This window comes from Labrenzia sp. THAF191a, from assembly GCF_009363335.1.
Classification (GTDB): domain Bacteria; phylum Pseudomonadota; class Alphaproteobacteria; order Rhizobiales; family Stappiaceae; genus Roseibium; species Roseibium algicola.
Genome location: NZ_CP045333.1, coordinates 2,962,154 through 2,980,796, shown reverse-complemented (window position 1 = coordinate 2,980,796; position 18,643 = coordinate 2,962,154). Strand labels below are relative to the sequence as shown.

Below are 18,643 nucleotides of genomic sequence, written 5' to 3'. Positions count from 1 at the left end.
GAATTCGAGGCAGGTAACAGGCTTTAAGGGGTTTCCCGGATCGCCGGGAAGAGCACTTAATCGAAGACGTAGCCCAACCCACGAACCGTTCTGATGGTTTCTGGTTTTGTGGGATTGAGTTCAATCTTGCGGCGCAGCCTTGAAATACGCAGGTCGATCGAACGATCGAAAGGTTCCCAGCCCTTGTCGTGTGCCTGTTCCAGCAACTGGTCGCGGTTGAGAACGCGTCCACGGTTCTCGACGAACACCCTGAGCAGTTGAAACTCCATGGACGTAATCGCTATTTCCTGACCGTCGCCACCGATCAGCCTCGCCCCGTCCAGATCCAGACGGCAGGTGCCAAAGGGAACTGTGCCTGCTTGCCGATCCTTCTGCTGTGCAGTCGTCTCGTCAAAACTTCTGCGCCTCAGTGCCGCTTTGATCCGGGCCTCCAGTTCGCGCAGGTCGACAGGTTTGCCGACATAATCGTCGGCTCCCATTTCCAGCCCCACCACGCGGTCAATCACGTCACTTGCTGCGGTCAGCATGATCACCGGCACGGTCGAGGTGGTTCGAAGGTCACGCAACGCGGTCAGACCATCCGTACCAGGCATGTTCACGTCCAGAATGATCAGCGCCGGCTCCAGGCTCTCCAGAAGCCGTTTCATGTCGTTGGCGTTCGGCGCTTCAACAACGTCATAGCCGCGCTCGGCGAGATACTCGGCAACCATTTCGCGAAGATGAGGTTCGTCGTCACAGACCAAAATTTGCTTCGCACCCGGAGCCCCGCTCATGATGTGTTTTTCCTGCTGTCCAGTTGATTTAACAAACAAGCCAGATCCTTCTTGGAAATGGGCTTTTCAATGTAGGGGCGCTCGCTTTCCGTCAGAAATGTCTGAACGGACTTCCCCATGGCATCGCCCGTCATGAAGGCGATACGATCCTTGTATCCGGGCGATAACCCGACCAGGCTGTTGTAAAATGCGGCACCGTCCATGCCCGGCATCTTGTAGTCGCTGATAATCAGATCGACGGATGTGTGAGACAGGCGCGCAAGAGCCTTGCGTGCGCTGGTTTCCTGTATTGCCTGGCATCCGAGATCTGCCAGCAGGTCACAAACGAGCTCGCTGACAGCGACATCGTCATCAACGACCAACACCCGTTTGCGATGATGCGTTCCGCCTGGCTGGGCCTGCGAGGTGTCAGTTGAAGCCTCAGTTTCCATTGCGGGCAGTCGCACGAAGAAACTCGTCCCCTTGCCAACGGATGAACTGACTTCGAGAGTGCCTTCATGGGTGTCGACAACCCGGTGGCAGAATGCCAGGCCGACGCCCGTCCCCTCACCAACATCCTTGGTCGTGAAAAACGGCTCGAAGATGCGGTCCCTGATTTCCTTCGTCATCCCCGGACCATTGTCCCGGACTTCGAGGACTGCCTGGCCGTCTCTTCCGTCGTGGAACGTCCGCAACACAAGCACCGCTTCCTCACCAAGCGGCGAAAGGGCGTGTTCCGCATTGATAATGAGGTTTGTAACGACCTGGACCAGCTGGTCCGTATCACCGAGGATCGACGGAAGATCCTCGTCAAACTCCGTCTCAATCCTGACTCCGTTGGAACGCAGCCCGTAGCCGGCAAGATCAAGGGCAACCGAGGCGATTTCGTTCAGCGTACACGGTTCCAGATTTGCCGGTCGCTGGCGCGCCATGGACAGGAAAGCCCTGACGATCCGCGCGCTTCTGTCGGCAGCCTCCGCGATGCGGTCGATGCGCTTTTCCAGAACCGGATCCTTCAGCTTTCCCTGAAGCATCTGGGCGTAACCGGTAACGATGGAAAGGGGATTGTTGAGTTCGTGTGCGACACCGGCAAGAAGCTCACCCAGGGCGGACAGTTTTTCGTTCTGGTGGGCAATGTCACGCTGTTTCTGCAGTTCCTCCTGCATGGCCAGAAGGTCCGAAATGTCCCTTGTGGAGGACACGATGACATTCTCGCCCTTGTAGTCGGTCACGCGGGCGGCGGTGATGCCTTCCATGATTGAGCCATCGGCCCTGCGGAATTGAACCCGGTAATCATCAAGAGTTCCCGTCGGCAAGAGCGCTTCCAGATACCGCTCCCGATCCTCCGGCTTCAAGAAGAAATTGAGGGTCGTGTCGATATCGCCGAACCGCTCCCGTGAAGCAGGCGGGCAGTAGATGATTTTTCCATCTTCGATGCGGGAGACGAGAAAGTTTGCCGGGCACGCCTCGACGATCTTGTGCAGAAGCAGATCCGCCTCGCGCTGCTCTTCCTCGGCACGTCGCTGCTCTGTCACGTCGATAAAGGAGACGAGGTAGCCGTCCAGTTCGGTTCTGTGGGCTGACGCCAGCAGAATACGTCCACCTGCAAGATGGATGGCCTGCTTCTTCTGGTAGGATTTCACCAGAAGCGTCAGCTCGCACATATAGGATGTCTTGTCTTCGCCCTCGGGAACAAGAACGACGCCGTTGTCGATCAACCGGCCCAGAATTGTGAGAATGTTCTCCCCGGCAACGGGCGGCGCCAATTCACTGAAGTACATTTCGTACCAGAGCCGGTTTCCGAGCACGAAATTGAGGCTCTTGTCGAAGAGCACCAACCCCTCATCGAGAGATTGAATGGCATCATTCAGGGTGGCCAGGCTTCTGGCCTCGGTTTCTTTCAAGGCGGTGATGTCGGTGACCACGACAACGCGGCTGTTGTGTTCGGAGATGGCTCGCTCGACACGGTAGTGCCGGCCATCCCAGAAGCGAACCTCCATGGGTTCCAGCGTCTCGCGCTGCTGCTTCACCGCAGCGGTGAAGAGCTCAGCCGCGCGGTCGCCTACTTCCTGACCGGCAACCATCGATATCTGCGGTGCCAGCAAGTCGATCCGCTCAATATCCGACAGCTTTAGAATTTCGGCCGCGGTCAGGTGAAAGGGCGCTGCAAACGCATCATTGCAATGCGTGAACTGCCCGTCCGGCCCTTCAAAGGCGATACCAACCGGCAACCGTTCAACCGCAGTCGTAAAACGCCGCTCCGCCCTGACACGATCCGTGACGTCTTCAATCGTGAGCAGCCGCCCTTTCAGATTTGTCTCGTAGGCGCTGCCGACCAGTTCCCTGTCCTGATTGTTGGGTATCGGATACCCCTTGATGGCAAGGCGTATAAGCCGATCCAGCTCATCGAGCATTTCGGCGGGTTTCATGCCCCCCGGGAGCGGGATCAGGCCGCATGCTATGGCCTCGGCGTGGATGTCGCGCATCGCACGGCCAGGAACGAAAAGCCTGCCGTCCGGGTCGCCAATCTCCCGAAACTTCTTGTTGGCAAACACCAGTCGATCATCATCATCGACGAGTGCGATACCAACGTCGACGGCATCAACCGCGCCGTAAAGGATCTCTCTTGCACGCGCCTCTGCGGTCCGCTGTTCCGTGATGTCGCGAACCTTCACGACAATGCTGCCGTCTTTCAGATGCTTGAGATAGATCTTGTGCTGGCTGCCGTCGGCAACCTTGATCTCGATCTTCAGTTTTCCTCTGGCTGCCAGGGTTTCCAGGACACCGGGCAAACCGCCTTCAGGGCTGCGAACGAATGAAATATGCCCGCTGCCGACAGCACTGCCGACGATCTCGTCGAGCCGCGCGCCTGGAACAAGCAGATCCTTGTGCGGACCCAGCATCTCCGCATAGCGTTTGTTTGCGAAAACGAGCCTTCTGTCACTGTCGTAGAGCACGAAGCCATCGCTCAGCGCCTCGACAGCTTCTTCCATGAGCAGCTGGATCCGGTTTCTATCGGCTTCACTTTCAGAAGCACTCGCTCCGTCTTGAAGCAACATTGGATCTCACTTTGTATCAACGCCTCGACAAGGGCGGCAGGCCGGACCTCATTTCTACGTAAGCTTCTTTTCAGTTTGGCCTTGCCGTTTGTATCAATTGTATCATGTCGCAAGCGTCCGAAGCCCGCAAACCGGGATGGAACATCGCCCGTTGTCCGGCCTGGCTGATCCATTTGGGACTTTCCGCCCCCGTCCATGAGGCCTGAAAATGGCTGGAGCTGGCAAGCTGAAACCATGGGCTGTCCATATCAGGTCGGGAGAAACGCAGGCTGGGGATGAATCGGGCGGAGCGGCAACGTGGTACGGGTGCCGATCCCCCATGTCGCCATGGCCGTTCCCTCCACAACAGCTGAACAAAGACGACATTGAATAGACGCTTCAGTTTGCCCAACCAGGCGCGAGTGCAGAAAATCTGTACCGCGTTGTGCAATCCGGTCCCGTCTATCGCGCGGTTTTCGCTTCTCAAGCCATTACGTCTATGGCCGCTTGGCGGAAGGCCGCTACGTGCTCTTCAGTTGCTACCCTGTTTGTCACAAGCCTGCCGATCTCTCCTACCTCCAAGGCCTGAACCCTGCTGGTTTTTCCAAGCTTGCTCTGGTCGGCCAGAATAACCGTCTGCTGCGCCTGTGCCGCCATGGCTTTGGAGATTTCGGCTTCCTGCAGGTCATAGAAGAACGCACCCTTGACCGGATGCACCGCGACCGGAGCCGAAAAGCACAGGTCGACACGGAAACGGCGGATTTCAGACAGGGTGAGTTCGCCGACTGTCGAAGGGACGTCGGCCGCCATCCGTCCACCGAGCAGCAGCACGTCCTTGCCCGCCCCTTGCAGCGTGGTGGCAATATCAATCGAGTTGGTGATCACCGACAGATCCGACAGCTTGGCCAGTTCACGGGCAAACAGGGCTGTAGTGGTACCCGCGTCCACAAGGATCGTCTGTCCGGGCTGGATCAGTCCGGCTGCCTTGCGGGCAATCTCCGACTTTGCCCGGATCTGCGTCGTCATCCGTTGGCGGAAGGGTTCCTCGGAACGCGGCTCGGGCAGGACCGCGCCACCATGGACGCGGCTGACCTGTCCGGACTCTTCAAGGTCCAGCAAATCGCGGCGCACCGTCTCGCGAGAGACGTTCAGCATCTGCGCAAGATCGTTGGCGCTCACCTGCTGGCTGGCGCTCAGCATGGACAGAATGAGCCGGTGACGTTCTTTCGCCCACATCAGGTCCGCACCTTGCTCCGGTTGCCTCGTCCCATCAGCACCAGCGTTCCCTTCATGCTCAAAAGCGCAATACAGACGACTGCCATCACGCAGGTGGAAAAGGCTGCCGCCTGAGAAGTCAGACCGGCATCGTCCAGCCGCATGATGGTGACAGCCGCCACGCTCAGGTCAGGCGTGGTGAGGAAGACGACTGCCGACAGGGTTACCATGGACCGCATGAAGAGGAAAAAGAACACCGAAACGAGCATTGGGGCGATGAACGGCGCGACGATATCGACGGCCGTCCTTGCCATTCCAGCTCCAAGGCTGTCTGCAGCTTCCTCAAGCGCCCGGGGCAATTGGCGAAAACCGGTCATCACCGTCAGAAAACCCTGTGTGTGGTAGTGGTAGAAGTTGATGATCGCGATGAGGGCCGCCGTCCCATAGAGAAGGTAGAGCGGCGTCGCGGTTGAATTGAAAGTCAGGATATAGGCAAGCCCCAGGACCATCCCGGGTACTGCGGCCGGCATGGCGGCCAGCATCTGGATGGGCTGGGCCACGCTGCGCGGAAGGCGGCGCAGCCCAAGGCACAGAAGGAAGACAGCAAGCGTGCCTCCCGACGCCGCCATGAGCGATATCACGATGGTCATCCAGAGCGAGGAATACCCCCCGGCCAATGTGATGTCGTAGTGCTTGAACGACAGCGCCATGTTGTAGGGCCAAAGGGTGACAAAGCTTGCGTAGACGACAATGCCGATAACCGCGACGATGCCGGTGCAGACCAGAAGCGACAGGAACGCCATGACCGGGTCGCGCACGGGGGCGAAGGAGGGCCGATACGGTACCTGGCCAGCCATCTGCCCGACCTGCTGCCGCTTCATCGCCTGACGCTCGATGGCATAGGAAACCACCGTCGGCAACAACAGCATGATGCCGACGACGGCTCCCATGTTGAAATTCCGCTGGCCGACCACTTGAGAGTAGATTTCGGTCGCCAGAACCGAGTAGTCCCCACCGATCACCGCCGCGTTGCCGAAATCGGTGATCGTGATTGTAAAGCAGACGAAAGCCGCGTTGAGGATCCCGAAGCGCGCCGCGGGCAAGGTCAGATCGCGAAACTGGCGCGACGGCGAAGCGCCCATGACTTCCGCAGCTTCGTAAACGCGCGCGTCCAGCAGGACCAGCGCCGCCCCGATAATCATCACCGCCTGCGGCAAGGCATAAAGCGTGTTGGCGATCAACAGCCCCCAGAAGCCGTAGATTTCGATCTCGACACCCAGGGCACGGCTGATGACGCCGTTGCGTCCCAGAAGGAAGATCAGCCCAAGAGCCTGCACGAGAGAGGGGGCCAGCAGCGGCAGGACGATCACGCCGCGGATCAGCCACTTGCCCCGGAAAGCGCAGCGATAAAGCCCATGCGCGATGATGAAACCAAGGAAGACGCTGAGAACTGTGGTGGCAGCCCCCATGATCAGGGAATGTTCGGTCGCGCGCCAGAACCCCGTCGACCCCAGAACCCTCGTGTAGTTGGCAAGCCCGTAACCATCGTCAACCGTCAGGGAACGCAGGAACACGATCACCATCGGGTAGAGAAAGAAGAGGACGAGCCCAATCAGTGGCAGCCCAACGCAAACAAGTGTCAGCAGCCGGTCCGCATCCAGTTGCCTGCGCGCAGGCGTGGTCATCGTTTCCACACCGCTCATGCGGCGTTCTCGGCAGGCTTGTGGGTGATGTCGTCAGCCACCCAGGTGCAGGCTTCCGGTGGAATGCTCAGGTTCACGCGTTCGCCCTCGTGACAGGAATTATACCCGTGGGTCTCGACAACCAGCGGACCGATCGCGCTCTCGACCTCAAGCCGTCTGAGATTGCCAAGAAAACTGATGCTGCGCACCGTGGCGTTGCCGTCCTGCGCCGGGGTCAAGCCGATCTGTTCCGGGCGAATGCAGGCAACATGCTCCGTCCCCGCTCCCCCCGGCCACTTTGCCATAAGATCCGGGAATTCACGCCGGATCGGGGCGGCAGAAACGAGATTGCTGATCCCCATGAAGTCCGCCACAAAGCGCGTCGCCGGTCGATGGTAGAGGTCTTCCGGCGTGCCGGCCTGCACCACGACACCATGGTTCATGCAGATGATCTTGTCCGCCAGCGCCAGCGCCTCTTCCTGGTCATGTGTCACCATCAAGGTTGGAATCCCGAGCGAACGCTGAACATGGCGGATTTCGTCTCGCAGTTCGGCCCGGACCTTCGCGTCGAGCGCCGAAAGCGGTTCGTCCAGCAGCAAGACGCGCGGGTCGACGGCGATTGCCCTGGCCAACGCGATCCGCTGCTGCTGTCCGCCGGACAGCTGACCGGGGAACTTGCCTGCGACTTGCGGCAATTTCACCAGCTCCAGAAGTTCGGTCACACGTCGTGAAATCTCCGACCGCGGCGTGCCACGGATCTTCTGCCCGTAACCGATGTTTTCGGCCACTGTCATGTTGGGAAAGAGCGAGTAGGACTGGAACACGATCCCGAAGCCCCGCTTGCGTGCGGGAAGGTTCGAAAGCGCCGTCCCCTCCAGAAGGATTTCGCCGCTGTTCAGCTCCGTCAGCCCGGCGATCAGCCGCAGGAGTGTCGTCTTGCCACAGCCGGAGGGACCCAGCAGGCAAACGAATTCCCGTCGATCGATCTCGATCGAGACATTGTCGAGCGCTTTGAAGGACCCGAAGGTCTTGGTGGCGTTACGGACGGTCAAGTACACGGCGGATCGGTCTCCTGTCAAAGGTGCGCGGGCCTCCAGTAAAGCCCCGCGCGCTTCTGGCGGCAGCCGAAGCTGCCGCGGGCACGATCAGCGGCCCAGCTTTTCTTTCCAGGTTTCCTTCACGGCCGTCTGGTTCTTGGCCGCTGTGACGAAATCGATTTTCGCCAGGACGGTCGAAATATCAGCCGGCAGGCCCGCTTTTTCAGCTGCTTGCGAAGCATCGACACCCGGAACCGTGATCAGCGCCTTGTACTGCTGGTAGAGACCGATTGCCTCGTCAGACATCGTCCAGTCGAGGAAGGCCTTTGCCGCATCCTTGTTGTCGGAGCTTTCCATCAGGCCGGATGCTTCCAGTTCATATCCAACGCCTTCCTCGGGGAAGACCATTGCCAGCGGATAGCCTTCCTCGATGGACTGCATCGCGGTGAAAGCCAGTGAAATGCCGACGGTGTATTCGCCGACGCGTGCGGACTTGCAGGGTTTGGAACCGGATGAAGTATATTGTGCCATGTTCGGATCGACGGCTTCGAGCTGTGCCCAGCCTGCCTCTTCACCCATGGTTTGCAGAACCGCATTGACGTGCAGGTATCCGGTCCCGGAAGAATTCGGGTCCGGCATCAGGATCTCGCCCTTGAAGTCCGGGTTCTCCAGATCCTTCCAGCTCTTGGGCATCGGCAGGCCCTTTTCCTCAAGCCGTGCCGTGTTCACGCAGAACGCACCCATGTAGCCGATCGGAGCAAACCATTTGCCGTCTTCACCACGGAAGGAGGCAGGCAGAACGTCGACGCCCTTGGCTGCGTAGGGTTCCAGCATCTCCAGGATCTGCGGGTCCATCATGGCGCTGACGGCCCATCCCCAGATCACGTCGGCCTGCGGGTTGCCCGCTTCTGCCAGAAGACGCGCGCCCAGCTTGCCGGTGGACAGGCGCAGCACATTGATCTCGGTATCGGGCATCGCCTTCTGGGCGGCCTCGACATAAGCCGCGATCTCTTCTTCCTCAAGCGCAGTGTAGACGGTGATTTCGTCGGCAGAGGCTGTTGCCGTCATGCCGACGGCAAACAGCGAAGCCAAGGTGAATTTCGTCCAGGTCTTCATTGTCGTCTCTCCTTGTTGATCCACGTGTTCGTGTGCCAGTGCCTGCCCCGGATCGGATCCTCCCGAGACCCTTTGTTATTGCCGCGTCCTCTGTTCGCGGTTCTGGGGATATTTGTGTAGTCTTGCATTTTTGTGGATTTTGTCTAGAGTTAATTTGCCGGCTGACCATCGTTGCCAGCTTCCCCGCAGACAAGGAAAACCCATGCAAAGCTCCACGACGCCGCCCGAAACGGAGATGCTGGCGCGTTTTGCCGACGGGCTCGCCAACGTGGCCGACGCCATGGCGATGACCTACTTCCGCAAGCCATTGGACGTGGAACAAAAGGCCGACCTTTCCCCGGTCACGCAGGCTGACCGCGCCATCGAGGCCGCGATGCGTGAAAGCATCCTCAAGGAGTTCCCGGCCCATGGCATTCTTGGCGAAGAGCACGAGGACGCACGTCTGGATGCCCAATACCTGTGGGTGCTCGACCCGATTGACGGAACGAAGAGTTTTGTTTCCGGGATGCCGACCTTCGGCACGCTCATTGCCTGCCTTTTCAACGGGACACCGGAACTCGGCATCATCTCGATACCGCCGACCGGCGAACGCTGGACGGGGCGGCGTGGTGAACCGTCAACATTCAATGGTGGACCTTGCCGCACCAGCGGCCGGCACCGACTGGCCGACGCGATCCTTTACACAACCACGCCCGACACGTTCGACACCGAGGGACGCGCGCAGTTCGAGGCCCTCTCAAGCAAGGTCGCCATGCGCCGCTTCGGGGGCGACTGCTACGGATACGGACTGCTGGCTTCAGGCCACATTGATCTGGTGTTCGAAATGAATCTGCATCCCTACGATTACATGGCCCTCATTCCGGTTATCGAGGGTGCGGGAGGCGTGATCACCGACTGGAAAGGTGAAAAGCTGGGCCTGCACTCCGAAGGTCAGGTTCTCGCCGCGGCCAACGCCACACTGCACGCAGAAGCCCTGGCCGCCTTGTCCTGACCCGCCTTCGACAGTGCCCTGGGCTGTCGCCCCCGCGCCGTCCCAATTCAGATCCTATGCCCGTGCCAGCGTCGTCAGCCCGGGAGACATGACGAGGCTGCCTGTCAACGCCGTTGCCAGAAACGGGGCATTCCAACGCTGGAGGCATGGCGGCGTCAGGGAAGGGCCATCAGCGGGTCGGCCATGATCGTGCCGGCGGCAAGCGCCGCGCCTTCGGCATTCAGATGCGCATCCGGCGCATAAAGGCCCAGCGGCGAGGGATAGTCGCGAAAGGTCGGGGTCAGGTCGATCAGACCCAGGCCTGCGCTCTCGGCTGCGCGCGCCACGTTCTCGCGTAGCGGAGCGCTGAGAAAGCCATGCGGAAACACCCCTCCGAACTGGTCGAGAGCGGGGATGTAGACCACCACCACCCGCCCCTGCCAGCCATCCGCGATCTGCTTCATGCGATGCAGGATCTGCTCGAAAACCGGGTTGTCGCTGGCCGCCTTGGGGTAGTGCAGGCCCAGGATGCTGGCGGTTTCCTGAAGGGCGAGGAAATTGCGCAAATAGGCCCGGCGGCTCAGATATTCCTCCAGAGTGGCAGCAGTGCCCTGCCACCAGCCAGCAATGATCCTGGTCGCGTCCGCGCGCCGCGCCGCGTCCAACTCGATCGGGCCGAAATCGGCCTCCGGCGCCAGGGCCTCGTGCAGCCACGGCTGTTCTGTTTCAACGGACAGGTTTTCCCAGTCGTTCCCCTCGAAAAAGGCCAGAACGGTGATGCGGGGACGAAAATGCGGGCCATAGCGGCCAAGGACCGCCAGTTCATACAAGGGGCCTGCGCCCCGGCTGGCAGTGTTCAGGATCGAAGCCCCGCCCGCACGCATCTGGTCGACGAAATGCTGGCCATCGTCGAGACAAATCCCCTCGGCAAAGGAATCGCCGAGGATCATCAGATCGACCGGCGCGGCGGTTTCCGACTGCGGATTGCGAAAACCGTAACTGTCGATCCGTGTTGTGACCGGCACGCCCATACGGCTGCACAGCAGCATCTCGGCTCCGGGCGTCCCGGCCAGCACCGCATCGGCCAGAGTTTCGGTCCCCAACTTGGCATTCAGGGCCTTGATCGTATAGGCCGGAGGCATGGCGCCGCCATAACGCTCCAGATCGGTTCCGCCATCGACGATCCCGGCCAGCCCCATCCGCTGCGGCAGGTTATGCCAGCGCATGTACCCCTCGAACATGAACATCCCGGCCAGGATCGAGCAAGCTGTAATCCCCACCGTCAGCGCGTTGTCGGGCGACAGAAGCCAGGCGCAGCCAACCAGCAGCGCGGCAATCGCCAGCGGCCCCAGCACATAACGCAGCAGCCTGGGCAGGTCTGAGGCGAAATCGTCAAAATGCACCAGCGCAAAGATCGCGGTCAGCAGGAAGTAACCCGCCGGGATCAGGCACAAGATGGTAGCGATCCGGCGATGGCGGCCGAAGATGTGCAAGGGCTCCTCCGGTCAGTCCAGTTCGTACATGTTTTCGTAATTCTCATGCAGCGAGGCGTCCTGCGCCTCCTTCTCCAGCAGGCAATTGCCGGCGACCAGCATCTCGATCCCGGTGCCCATGAAGCAGCGGAAGGCGTCGGTCGGAGTGCAGACGATCGGTTCTCCGCGCACGTTGAACGAGGTATTGACCAGTAGCGGGCAGCCGGTCAGGTCGTGAAAGGCAGAGATCAGCGCGTGATATTTCGGGTTGGTGTCGCGATGCACGGTCTGCACGCGGGCCGAATAATCGACATGGGTCACGGCGGGGATGTCCGAGCGACGGATGTTCAGCTTGTCGATGCCGAAAAGAGCCTGCTCCTCGGACGTCATCTGGCGCCGGATACGTTCGGCAACATCGGCGACCAGCAGCATGTAAGGGCTGTCCCCGTCCAGATCGAACCACTCGCTGACATGCTCGCGCAGGACAGAAGGCGCAAAGGGCCGGAAGCTCTCGCGGTATTTCACCTTGAGGTTCAGCAACTTCTGCATGGAGCCCGAGCGCGGGTCGCCAAGGATAGACCGGTTGCCAAGGGCGCGCGGCCCGAATTCCATCCGTCCCTGAAACCAGCCTACGGCCTTGCCATCCGCCAGCGCCTGTGCGCTGCGGGCCAGGATCTCGCCCTCGTCCAGCCGGGTAAAGCTGGCCCCCGCCGCTGTCAGATCCGCCGCGATCCGGTCGTCGTCGAAGGCTGGACCCAGATAGGCACCCCGCATGGCATCGCCGGGCTGCGCCTGTCGGGGCTGGCCCAGTTCCATATGCCACGCGGCCTGCGCCGCCCCGAGCGCACCCCCGGCATCGCCCGCCGCCGGCTGCACCCAGATGTCGCGAAAGGCGCCGTCGCGCAAGATCTTGCCATTGGCCACGCAGTTCAGCGCCACCCCGCCGGCAAGGCACAGCGAGGGAATCCCGTATTCCTGCGCCAGCGCGCGGGTCATGCGCAGCAGGATCTCCTCGGTCACCGCCTGGACCGAGGCGGCGATATCCATGTGGAACTGTGTCAGCGGTTCCGTCTCGGGCTGGCGCACGGAGTGGCCGAACAGGTCCTCCATGGCCTTGCTGGTCATGGTCAGACCCGCCGCATAGTTGAAATAACGCTGATCCAGCCGGAACGAGCCGTCCGGCTTTACATCAACGATCCGATCCAGCATCAGGTCGCGAAATCGCGGTTGACCATAGGGGGCCAGCCCCATCACCTTGTATTCGCCGGAATTCACCTTGAAGCCGGTGTAATAGGTGAAGGCGGAATAGAGCAGGCCCAGCGAATGCGGGAAATGCAGTTCGCGCTGAATTTCCAGATCCTTGCCGCGTCCGATCGCAACCGTGGTCGTCGCCCATTCCCCCACCCCGTCGATGGTCAGCACCACCGCTTCTTCGAAGGGTGAAGAGTAGAAGGCACTGGCGGCATGGCTGATGTGATGTTCGGCGAACAGCAGCTTGTCCACGGGGAAGCGCGGGTCGAAAAGGCTCAGTTCTCGCTTCAGCAGGTCCTTCAGGAACAGCTTCTCGCGCAGCCAGACCGGCATCGCCATCCGAAACGAATTGAAACCGCGTGGGGCATAGGCCAGATAGGACTCCAGCAAGCGCTCGAACTTCAGGAAGGGCTTGTCGTAGAAGGCAACGTGATCGACGCTGGCAAGGTCCAGCCCGGCTTCATCCAGCACATAGGCAATAGCATGGGCGGGAAAGCCTGCATCGTGCTTGCGCCGGGTAAAGCGCTCCTCCTGCGCGGCGGCCACGATCCGGCCATCGACCAGCAGTGCCGCGGCGCTGTCGTGATACAGCGCCGAGATTCCGAGGATCGCCGTCACTGGTCTAGAACAGCGCATAGATGAAGGGGGCGACCGCCGAGCCCTGGCTGAGCACGATCAGCGCACCAAAAATCGCCAGTACAATGAAAACCGGCAAAAGCCAGAATTTACGCCTTTCGCGTAAAAAATCCCACAATTCGGCGATCATCGACATAGAGGCAATTCCTTGCTTTGTCTGGGAACCGTGCCGGTATTTTGTCCTAATATTGCAGTTTCATGGACTTCGGCTGGTCGGTTCTGAGAATCCAATAAGATTTTTCATTCGGATCCACTTTCCTTGAAAGCGGATCCTTTCCACTGGCTCGCATCGCAAGCCCGATTGGAACGAAGACTAAAATAAAGATAAGCGCCATCACTATCGGCGCCACAACGGCACCTAGCAGCATGCCCAGTTTGAACCACAACCTGTTGGGTAGGCGCAGGCTCTGCGGCGCAAACATGGCGAGGGCAATAAAAACAGCCGCAATGCATAGCAAAAGCAATCGCGGCGCGGCGCCACCAGTGACCGGCCACAGCCCAATCAGCAAAAAGACCGCAGCGAAGACCAGCCCGAAATTCCGTTCGGAGCCCATCCTGACCGAGGTATTGAACTGATGATCACTCATTTGGAACCACACAGGTAAACAACCTGTACTATACATAGCAAAATCGACGGGGTTAGTCCCCAGTTAATATTCGCGTAAAAATTAAGCACATGATGCGGTTTTGCACAAATCGAAAGAGGGATCCACTGCGTAAACCCGGATTGATAACCTGGGAGGCATGAGCCATAGGGCTCAAACGAAGTACAAAGCCGCGAACCGGGCTGCTTGCAACGAGGCATTGAAGCAACGTAGGCCGGGGACTGTGTGGGGCGCTCCCGAAATGCCTGGATGCTGCCGCAGGGTGGGAAACGTGCTCGCCAGCCCGGCCTCAACGATGCCGAAATCCGTTACATCACCTTTCGTGAGCAGCCGTCCTTTCAGATTTGTCTCGCAGACGCTGCCAGCCAATCAAGCGTTTCAGCAGGTTTGATGCCCCCGACAGCGGGATCAGACCACATGGCATGGCCTCGGCATGCTCCCGCAAACCGGCATGTGACATTGGCCGCAGCCTGGCCCTTCTGATCCAGTTAGGACTTTCACACCCGCCCCTTAGGCATGGGATGGAACGATGATCAGACCGGTTGCGGATTGCGTTCCGGGAATGCGCGTTGGTGCCAATACGGATAGGGAACGGGAGTGGTGCTGGCTTCGTCAAGCAGACGCATATGTTCGGCATCCAGCTCCCAGCCGGTGGCCTCCATGTTGTTGCGCAACTGAGCTTCGCTGCTAACCCCGATGATGAGGCTAGCCACGGTCGGCCGCTGCAGAAGCCAGTTCAGTGCGATCTGGGCTTCGCTTTTGCCTGTGTCACGAGCCACCTCCCCCAATGCTGCAAGTACGCGCTCAAGAAGGGTTTCGTCGTAAAGAGGCGGTGCATAGTTCGGGGTTGCGTCCTTGTGCCGGCCTGCTGAAGCGTGCTTCCCGCCACCCTTCAGGCGCCCCCACCCAAGCGGGCTCCACACCAGGGCTGAAACGCCTTGATCCAGGCCCAATGGCATCAATTCCAATTCGTAATCGCGACCGATAAGCGAATAATACACCTGGTGCGCCACCAGCGGCTGCCAACCGTTGTATCGTGCCGCAGCCTGAGACTTCATCAACTGCCAGCCGGCATAGTTCGAGACACCCAGTTGCCGAACCTTCCCCGCTTTCACCAGGTCATCCAACACCTCCATGGTTTCTTCGACCGGTGTCATTGCGTCAAACGCATGGAGCTGGAACAGGTCAATATAGTCGGTGCGCAGACGGCTCAGCATTCCCTCGACAGCAGTCAGCAGGTGGCTACGTGAACTGCCCACGTCATGTTCGCTCGGCCCGGTCCGCAGACCCGCCTTCGTGGAGATGATCACCTTGTCCCGGCGCCCGTTGATTGCCTGCCCGAGCACCATTTCGGCATTTCCGCCGGAATAGACGTCCGCGGTGTCGAACATGTTCAGCCCCTCGTCGAGACAAATGTCGACAAAACGCCGGGCTGCACCCGCATCATTGCCAGACCATGGCCCGGACGTGAAACTCGCCGTCCCCAAGCTGAGAACGGGCACAGACAGGGCACGATCGCCCAGCCAACGACGGTCCAATGCGTGTCTCCTTCCACGATTGATTGAACTGACCTTGATCAGATACTTTTCCGATAAGACGTCGGGATTGGATCAGGTATTTCGATCCGGTTTCAGGCTTTGCTCCAGTCCATCACTGCACCGTCCCCCCTGCGGTCACACCTGTCCGCCGGAAAGCGGTGCCCTGCCCCGAGCCTTGAGCAGGCGCCTGCCACTGGTGATCGCCTGACCGAAATCCTTCTGCACCGCCAGCAGAGCCGGCACCAGAAGGATGACCAGGAACAGCCCGACGCCCAGCCCGTAGGCCAGCGTGATGACTGTCGGCAGCAGGAACTGGGCCTGGCGACTGGTCTCGAACAGCAGCGGCGCCAGGCCGAACACAGTCGTTGCGGTCGTCAGCACGACCGCACGCAACCGGTCGCAAACACCGTTGACCACGGCCTGCCGGAAGGGATGGTCCTTGGCGTATTCGTCGATAGTGGTCACCAGCACGATGCTGTCGTTGATGATGATGCCCGCCATGCCGATGAAACCGACCACGGAGAACATCGACAGCGGAATGCCGTGCAGGTAGTGACCCCAGATCATGCCGACGCAGCCGAAGGGAATGATGATCATGATCATCAGCGGCCGGGTCCAGGATTCGAAGATCCAGCAGAGTACCAGGTAGATGCCGGCCAGACACATGGCAAAGCCGATCAGTGCATCGGAGAGGAACGAGCGTTCCTGCTCCGCCAGCCCGCTCATCTCGCTTTCGACGTCATAGTCGGCGGCAAGCTGTGGCAGAAGCTCGTTCTGCAGCATGTCGGTCACTCGGGCAGCGGCTGCCGGATTGTCCTCCGATACATCACCGAAAACCCGCAGCGTGCGCAGCCCGTCGCTGCGGCGGACCGAGGCAAAGCCGTAGGTGCTGTCGATGCTGACAATCTCGCTCAGGGAAACATAGGTGCCCGCTTCGGTGCGCACCCGCGTTGAATAGAGAAACGCGGCATCCGTTTCCTCATCCGGCAACAGCACTTTCACTGTCGCCGTTCGCCTGCCGATCGGAAACTCGGCAACCTCGATGCCCTCCAGCCGGTTGCGCAGAATGCGGGCGATTTCCTCCGTGGTGAAGCCAAGGGCTTCGCCGCGCGGTGTCAGCGTCAGGTTCAGCTCCGGCTTGTCGTAGGCCAGCGTATCCTCCAGCGCGCTGACGCCTTCCATAGGCGCCAGAGACTGCTTCAGGCTTTCGGCAGCGGCCTTCAGGTTTTCCGTGGAGTTGCCGTAGAGCTTGATGTCGATCGCATCGCCCCCCGGACCTGAGCGCTCGCCGCGCAGGGCCATCGTTTCCAGAAGCGGCGGATTTACGATCTCCTCGCGCCAGTCGCCGATGAACTGAAAGGCCGAATAGGGCCGAAGGTCGGGGTCGAGCAGTTCTATGGAAATCCCGCCAAGCTGGTCGGCGTCCTTTGTATCTGCCCCCATGAGGCCGCGCCCCGCCGTCGCACCGACGGTGGAGAGCGCGAAGACCACCGGTTCGGCACCATATTGCTCGCTGTATCGCTGGTTGACCACGTCAAGCGCGCGTTCCATCTCCGCAATCATCGCCTTGGTGTCATCGCGTTTTGCCCCGGGCATCATGGCAATGCTGGCGGAAACCACCGCTTGTTCCGGCGCATTGAAAAACCGCCAGCGAACCGACTTGTCGAAAACCAAGGTGAGCGACAGCGCCAGGACCATCAGCGCAAAGCCGATAGCCGGATACCGCACGGCGAGAACCCAGCCGACGAACCGGCGAAACAGCTTTTCCCGGAACCAGACGAAGCCCCGGTTGAACAGGCGGTTGGGCAGGTCGAACCAGTGTTTCTTCTTGCTGGCCTTCAGCGCGTGGTTCATGTGGGCCGGCAGGATGAGAAAGGATTCCACCAGGCTGGCAATCAGCACCACCGACACCGTAAAGGGAATATCGGCGACAAGACTGCCGAAACGCCCACCGATGGCAACCAGTCCGACAAAGGCAATCAACGTGGTGATGGAGGCGCAGAAGACCGGTGCCGTCATGCGCCTTGCGGCAAGGCTGGCGGCTTCCGCTGGCGAATAGCCGCGCCTGTGCAGGAAGTCGGCATGCTCGCCGACCACGATGGCGTCATCCACGACGATGCCGAGACAGATGATCAGCGCGAACACGGAGATCATGTTCAGCGTGATCCCGAAGACATACATCAGGCCGATCGTGGCGGCCATCGCCACCGGAATTCCAGCCGCCACCCAGAAGGCTGTTCTGGCTGAAAGAAACAGAAACAGGAACAACAGCACCAGGGCCAGCCCGAAAATGCCGTTTTCGACCAGGATATCCAGCCGGTCGATGATCGCCTGCGAGCGGGTGTTGGTCAGTTGAACGACAACACCCTCTGGAAGGGTGTGCTGGAAGTCCGCCGTGATCCGCTCCACTGCCCGCTGGATCTCGATGGTGTCTCCCTGGGCGCTCCGGCTGACCCGCAGAACCACCGCCGGCATGCCCTTGTGATAATAGGCCCGGCCGCTTTCCACCCCTTCTGTGACAATGTCGGCAACGGACCGCAGCTCAAGCTTTTCCCCTTGGGAGGGCGCTTTCAGAACGATCTCTCCCAGTTCCTGCTCGCTGCGCCGGGTCTGGCCGGTGCGCAGCCGGGCGGAACTGCCCGCGACATCGCCTGCAGGCGTCGTTTCCATCTCCGCCGAAACAACGTCAGCGATTTCGGCAAGCGTCAGACCATGCCGCACCAGCATGTTCTCGCCGACATTCACCCGGATGATCGGGTCTTCCAGTCCTCGAATGGTGACCCGCGTGACGCCCTGGCGGAAAAAGACGGTCTGGAGATCTTCGGCAAAGCGGGCAAGCTGGTCGATATCGACCGGCCCATACATGACGACATCTGTCACCCGGTCGGAATAGACGCTGCGGGTGACCACTGGTTCGTCGATGCCTTCGGGAAGACTGGAACGGGCCTGATCGACGGCGGCCTTCACCTCGTCGGTTGCCTGGCCCATGTCCCAGCCGTCCTCGAACTCCAGTTCGATGCTGGCCCGCCCCTCGCGCGCAACGGATGTGGCTTCGTCGACACCGTTGATGGCAAGCAGCTGCGGTCCCAGGATTTCGACAACGGCCCGGTCGAGATCCTCAGGCCCGGCGCCTGACCAGTTGACGACGACGTCCACTTCCTCGCGGACAAAATCGGGAAAGAACTGCGTCCGGATCTGCGTCGAGGCCGCGAACCCGCTGATCAGCATCATGGCCAACAGCAGGTTCGCCGCTGTGCGGTGCCGGACCATGTAGTCCAGCAGCGAGGCAAATTGCGATCCGCCAGGAGAACGCATGTCGGGACACTCCAAT

General features: G+C 60.2%; 13 protein-coding genes. 1 reads left to right on the top strand and 12 read right to left on the bottom strand.

The features are described from left to right. Positions 1 to 56 precede the first annotated feature (56 nt). The 6 genes from FIV05_RS13585 to FIV05_RS13560 form a co-directional block, all read right to left on the bottom strand. Positions 57 to 773 (bottom strand): response regulator, encoded by a 717-nt coding sequence (locus FIV05_RS13585; protein ID WP_152509919.1) that lies wholly within the window; start codon positions 771 to 773, stop codon positions 57 to 59. Continuing rightward, on the bottom strand, positions 770 to 3,811 hold the full coding sequence (locus FIV05_RS13580; protein WP_152509918.1) for a PAS-domain containing protein: 3,042 nt from the start codon (positions 3,809 to 3,811) through the stop codon (positions 770 to 772). The genes FIV05_RS13585 and FIV05_RS13580 overlap by 4 nt, the downstream gene beginning before the upstream one ends. Positions 3,812 to 4,273: 462 nt before the next feature. Beyond that, positions 4,274 to 5,026 (bottom strand): DeoR/GlpR family DNA-binding transcription regulator, encoded by a 753-nt coding sequence (locus FIV05_RS13575; protein WP_152509917.1) that lies wholly within the window; start codon positions 5,024 to 5,026, stop codon positions 4,274 to 4,276. Further along, positions 5,026 to 6,708, bottom strand: a complete 1,683-nt coding sequence (locus tag FIV05_RS13570) for an ABC transporter permease subunit (RefSeq protein ID WP_152509916.1) — start codon at positions 6,706 to 6,708, stop codon at positions 5,026 to 5,028. The genes FIV05_RS13575 and FIV05_RS13570 overlap by 1 nt, the downstream gene beginning before the upstream one ends. Beyond that, positions 6,705 to 7,745 (bottom strand): ABC transporter ATP-binding protein, encoded by a 1,041-nt coding sequence (locus tag FIV05_RS13565; protein WP_152509915.1) that lies wholly within the window; start codon positions 7,743 to 7,745, stop codon positions 6,705 to 6,707. Before FIV05_RS13565 ends, FIV05_RS13570 begins: the two co-directional genes overlap by 4 nt. Before the next feature lie 87 nt (positions 7,746 to 7,832). Further along, a complete protein-coding gene (locus FIV05_RS13560; protein ID WP_152509914.1) occupies positions 7,833 to 8,840 on the bottom strand; it encodes an ABC transporter substrate-binding protein in 1,008 nt (335 codons plus the stop codon). 202 nt (positions 8,841 to 9,042) lie between these two features. Between FIV05_RS13560 and hisN the strand changes: the two genes are divergently transcribed. After that, a complete protein-coding gene (gene hisN / locus FIV05_RS13555; RefSeq protein WP_152509913.1) occupies positions 9,043 to 9,831 on the top strand; it encodes a histidinol-phosphatase in 789 nt (262 codons plus the stop codon). A 155-nt stretch (positions 9,832 to 9,986) separates the two neighbouring features. Here the strand turns inward: hisN and FIV05_RS13550 are convergent, their stop codons facing one another. The 6 genes from FIV05_RS13550 to FIV05_RS13530 form a co-directional block, all read right to left on the bottom strand. Further along, a complete protein-coding gene (locus FIV05_RS13550) occupies positions 9,987 to 11,303 on the bottom strand; it encodes an SGNH/GDSL hydrolase family protein (protein WP_152509912.1) in 1,317 nt (438 codons plus the stop codon). 12 nt (positions 11,304 to 11,315) lie between these two features. Next, a complete protein-coding gene (locus tag FIV05_RS13545) occupies positions 11,316 to 13,151 on the bottom strand; it encodes a carbamoyltransferase (RefSeq protein ID WP_286202292.1) in 1,836 nt (611 codons plus the stop codon). Positions 13,152 to 13,155: 4 nt separating this feature from the next. Continuing rightward, a complete protein-coding gene (locus FIV05_RS31590) occupies positions 13,156 to 13,305 on the bottom strand; it encodes a DUF5989 family protein (protein WP_173013837.1) in 150 nt (49 codons plus the stop codon). A gap of 46 nt (positions 13,306 to 13,351) precedes the next feature. Further along, complete coding sequence (locus FIV05_RS13540) at positions 13,352 to 13,756, bottom strand: SxtJ family membrane protein (RefSeq protein WP_152509910.1); 405 nt, start codon at positions 13,754 to 13,756, stop codon at positions 13,352 to 13,354. 551 nt (positions 13,757 to 14,307) lie between these two features. Then, the gene (locus tag FIV05_RS13535; RefSeq protein WP_152509909.1) at positions 14,308 to 15,312 is read right to left on the bottom strand and encodes an aldo/keto reductase; all 1,005 of its coding nucleotides are present in this window, start codon (positions 15,310 to 15,312) and stop codon (positions 14,308 to 14,310) included. 135 nt (positions 15,313 to 15,447) lie between these two features. After that, on the bottom strand, positions 15,448 to 18,627 hold the full coding sequence (locus FIV05_RS13530; RefSeq protein WP_152509908.1) for an efflux RND transporter permease subunit: 3,180 nt from the start codon (positions 18,625 to 18,627) through the stop codon (positions 15,448 to 15,450). Positions 18,628 to 18,643 lie beyond the last annotated feature (16 nt).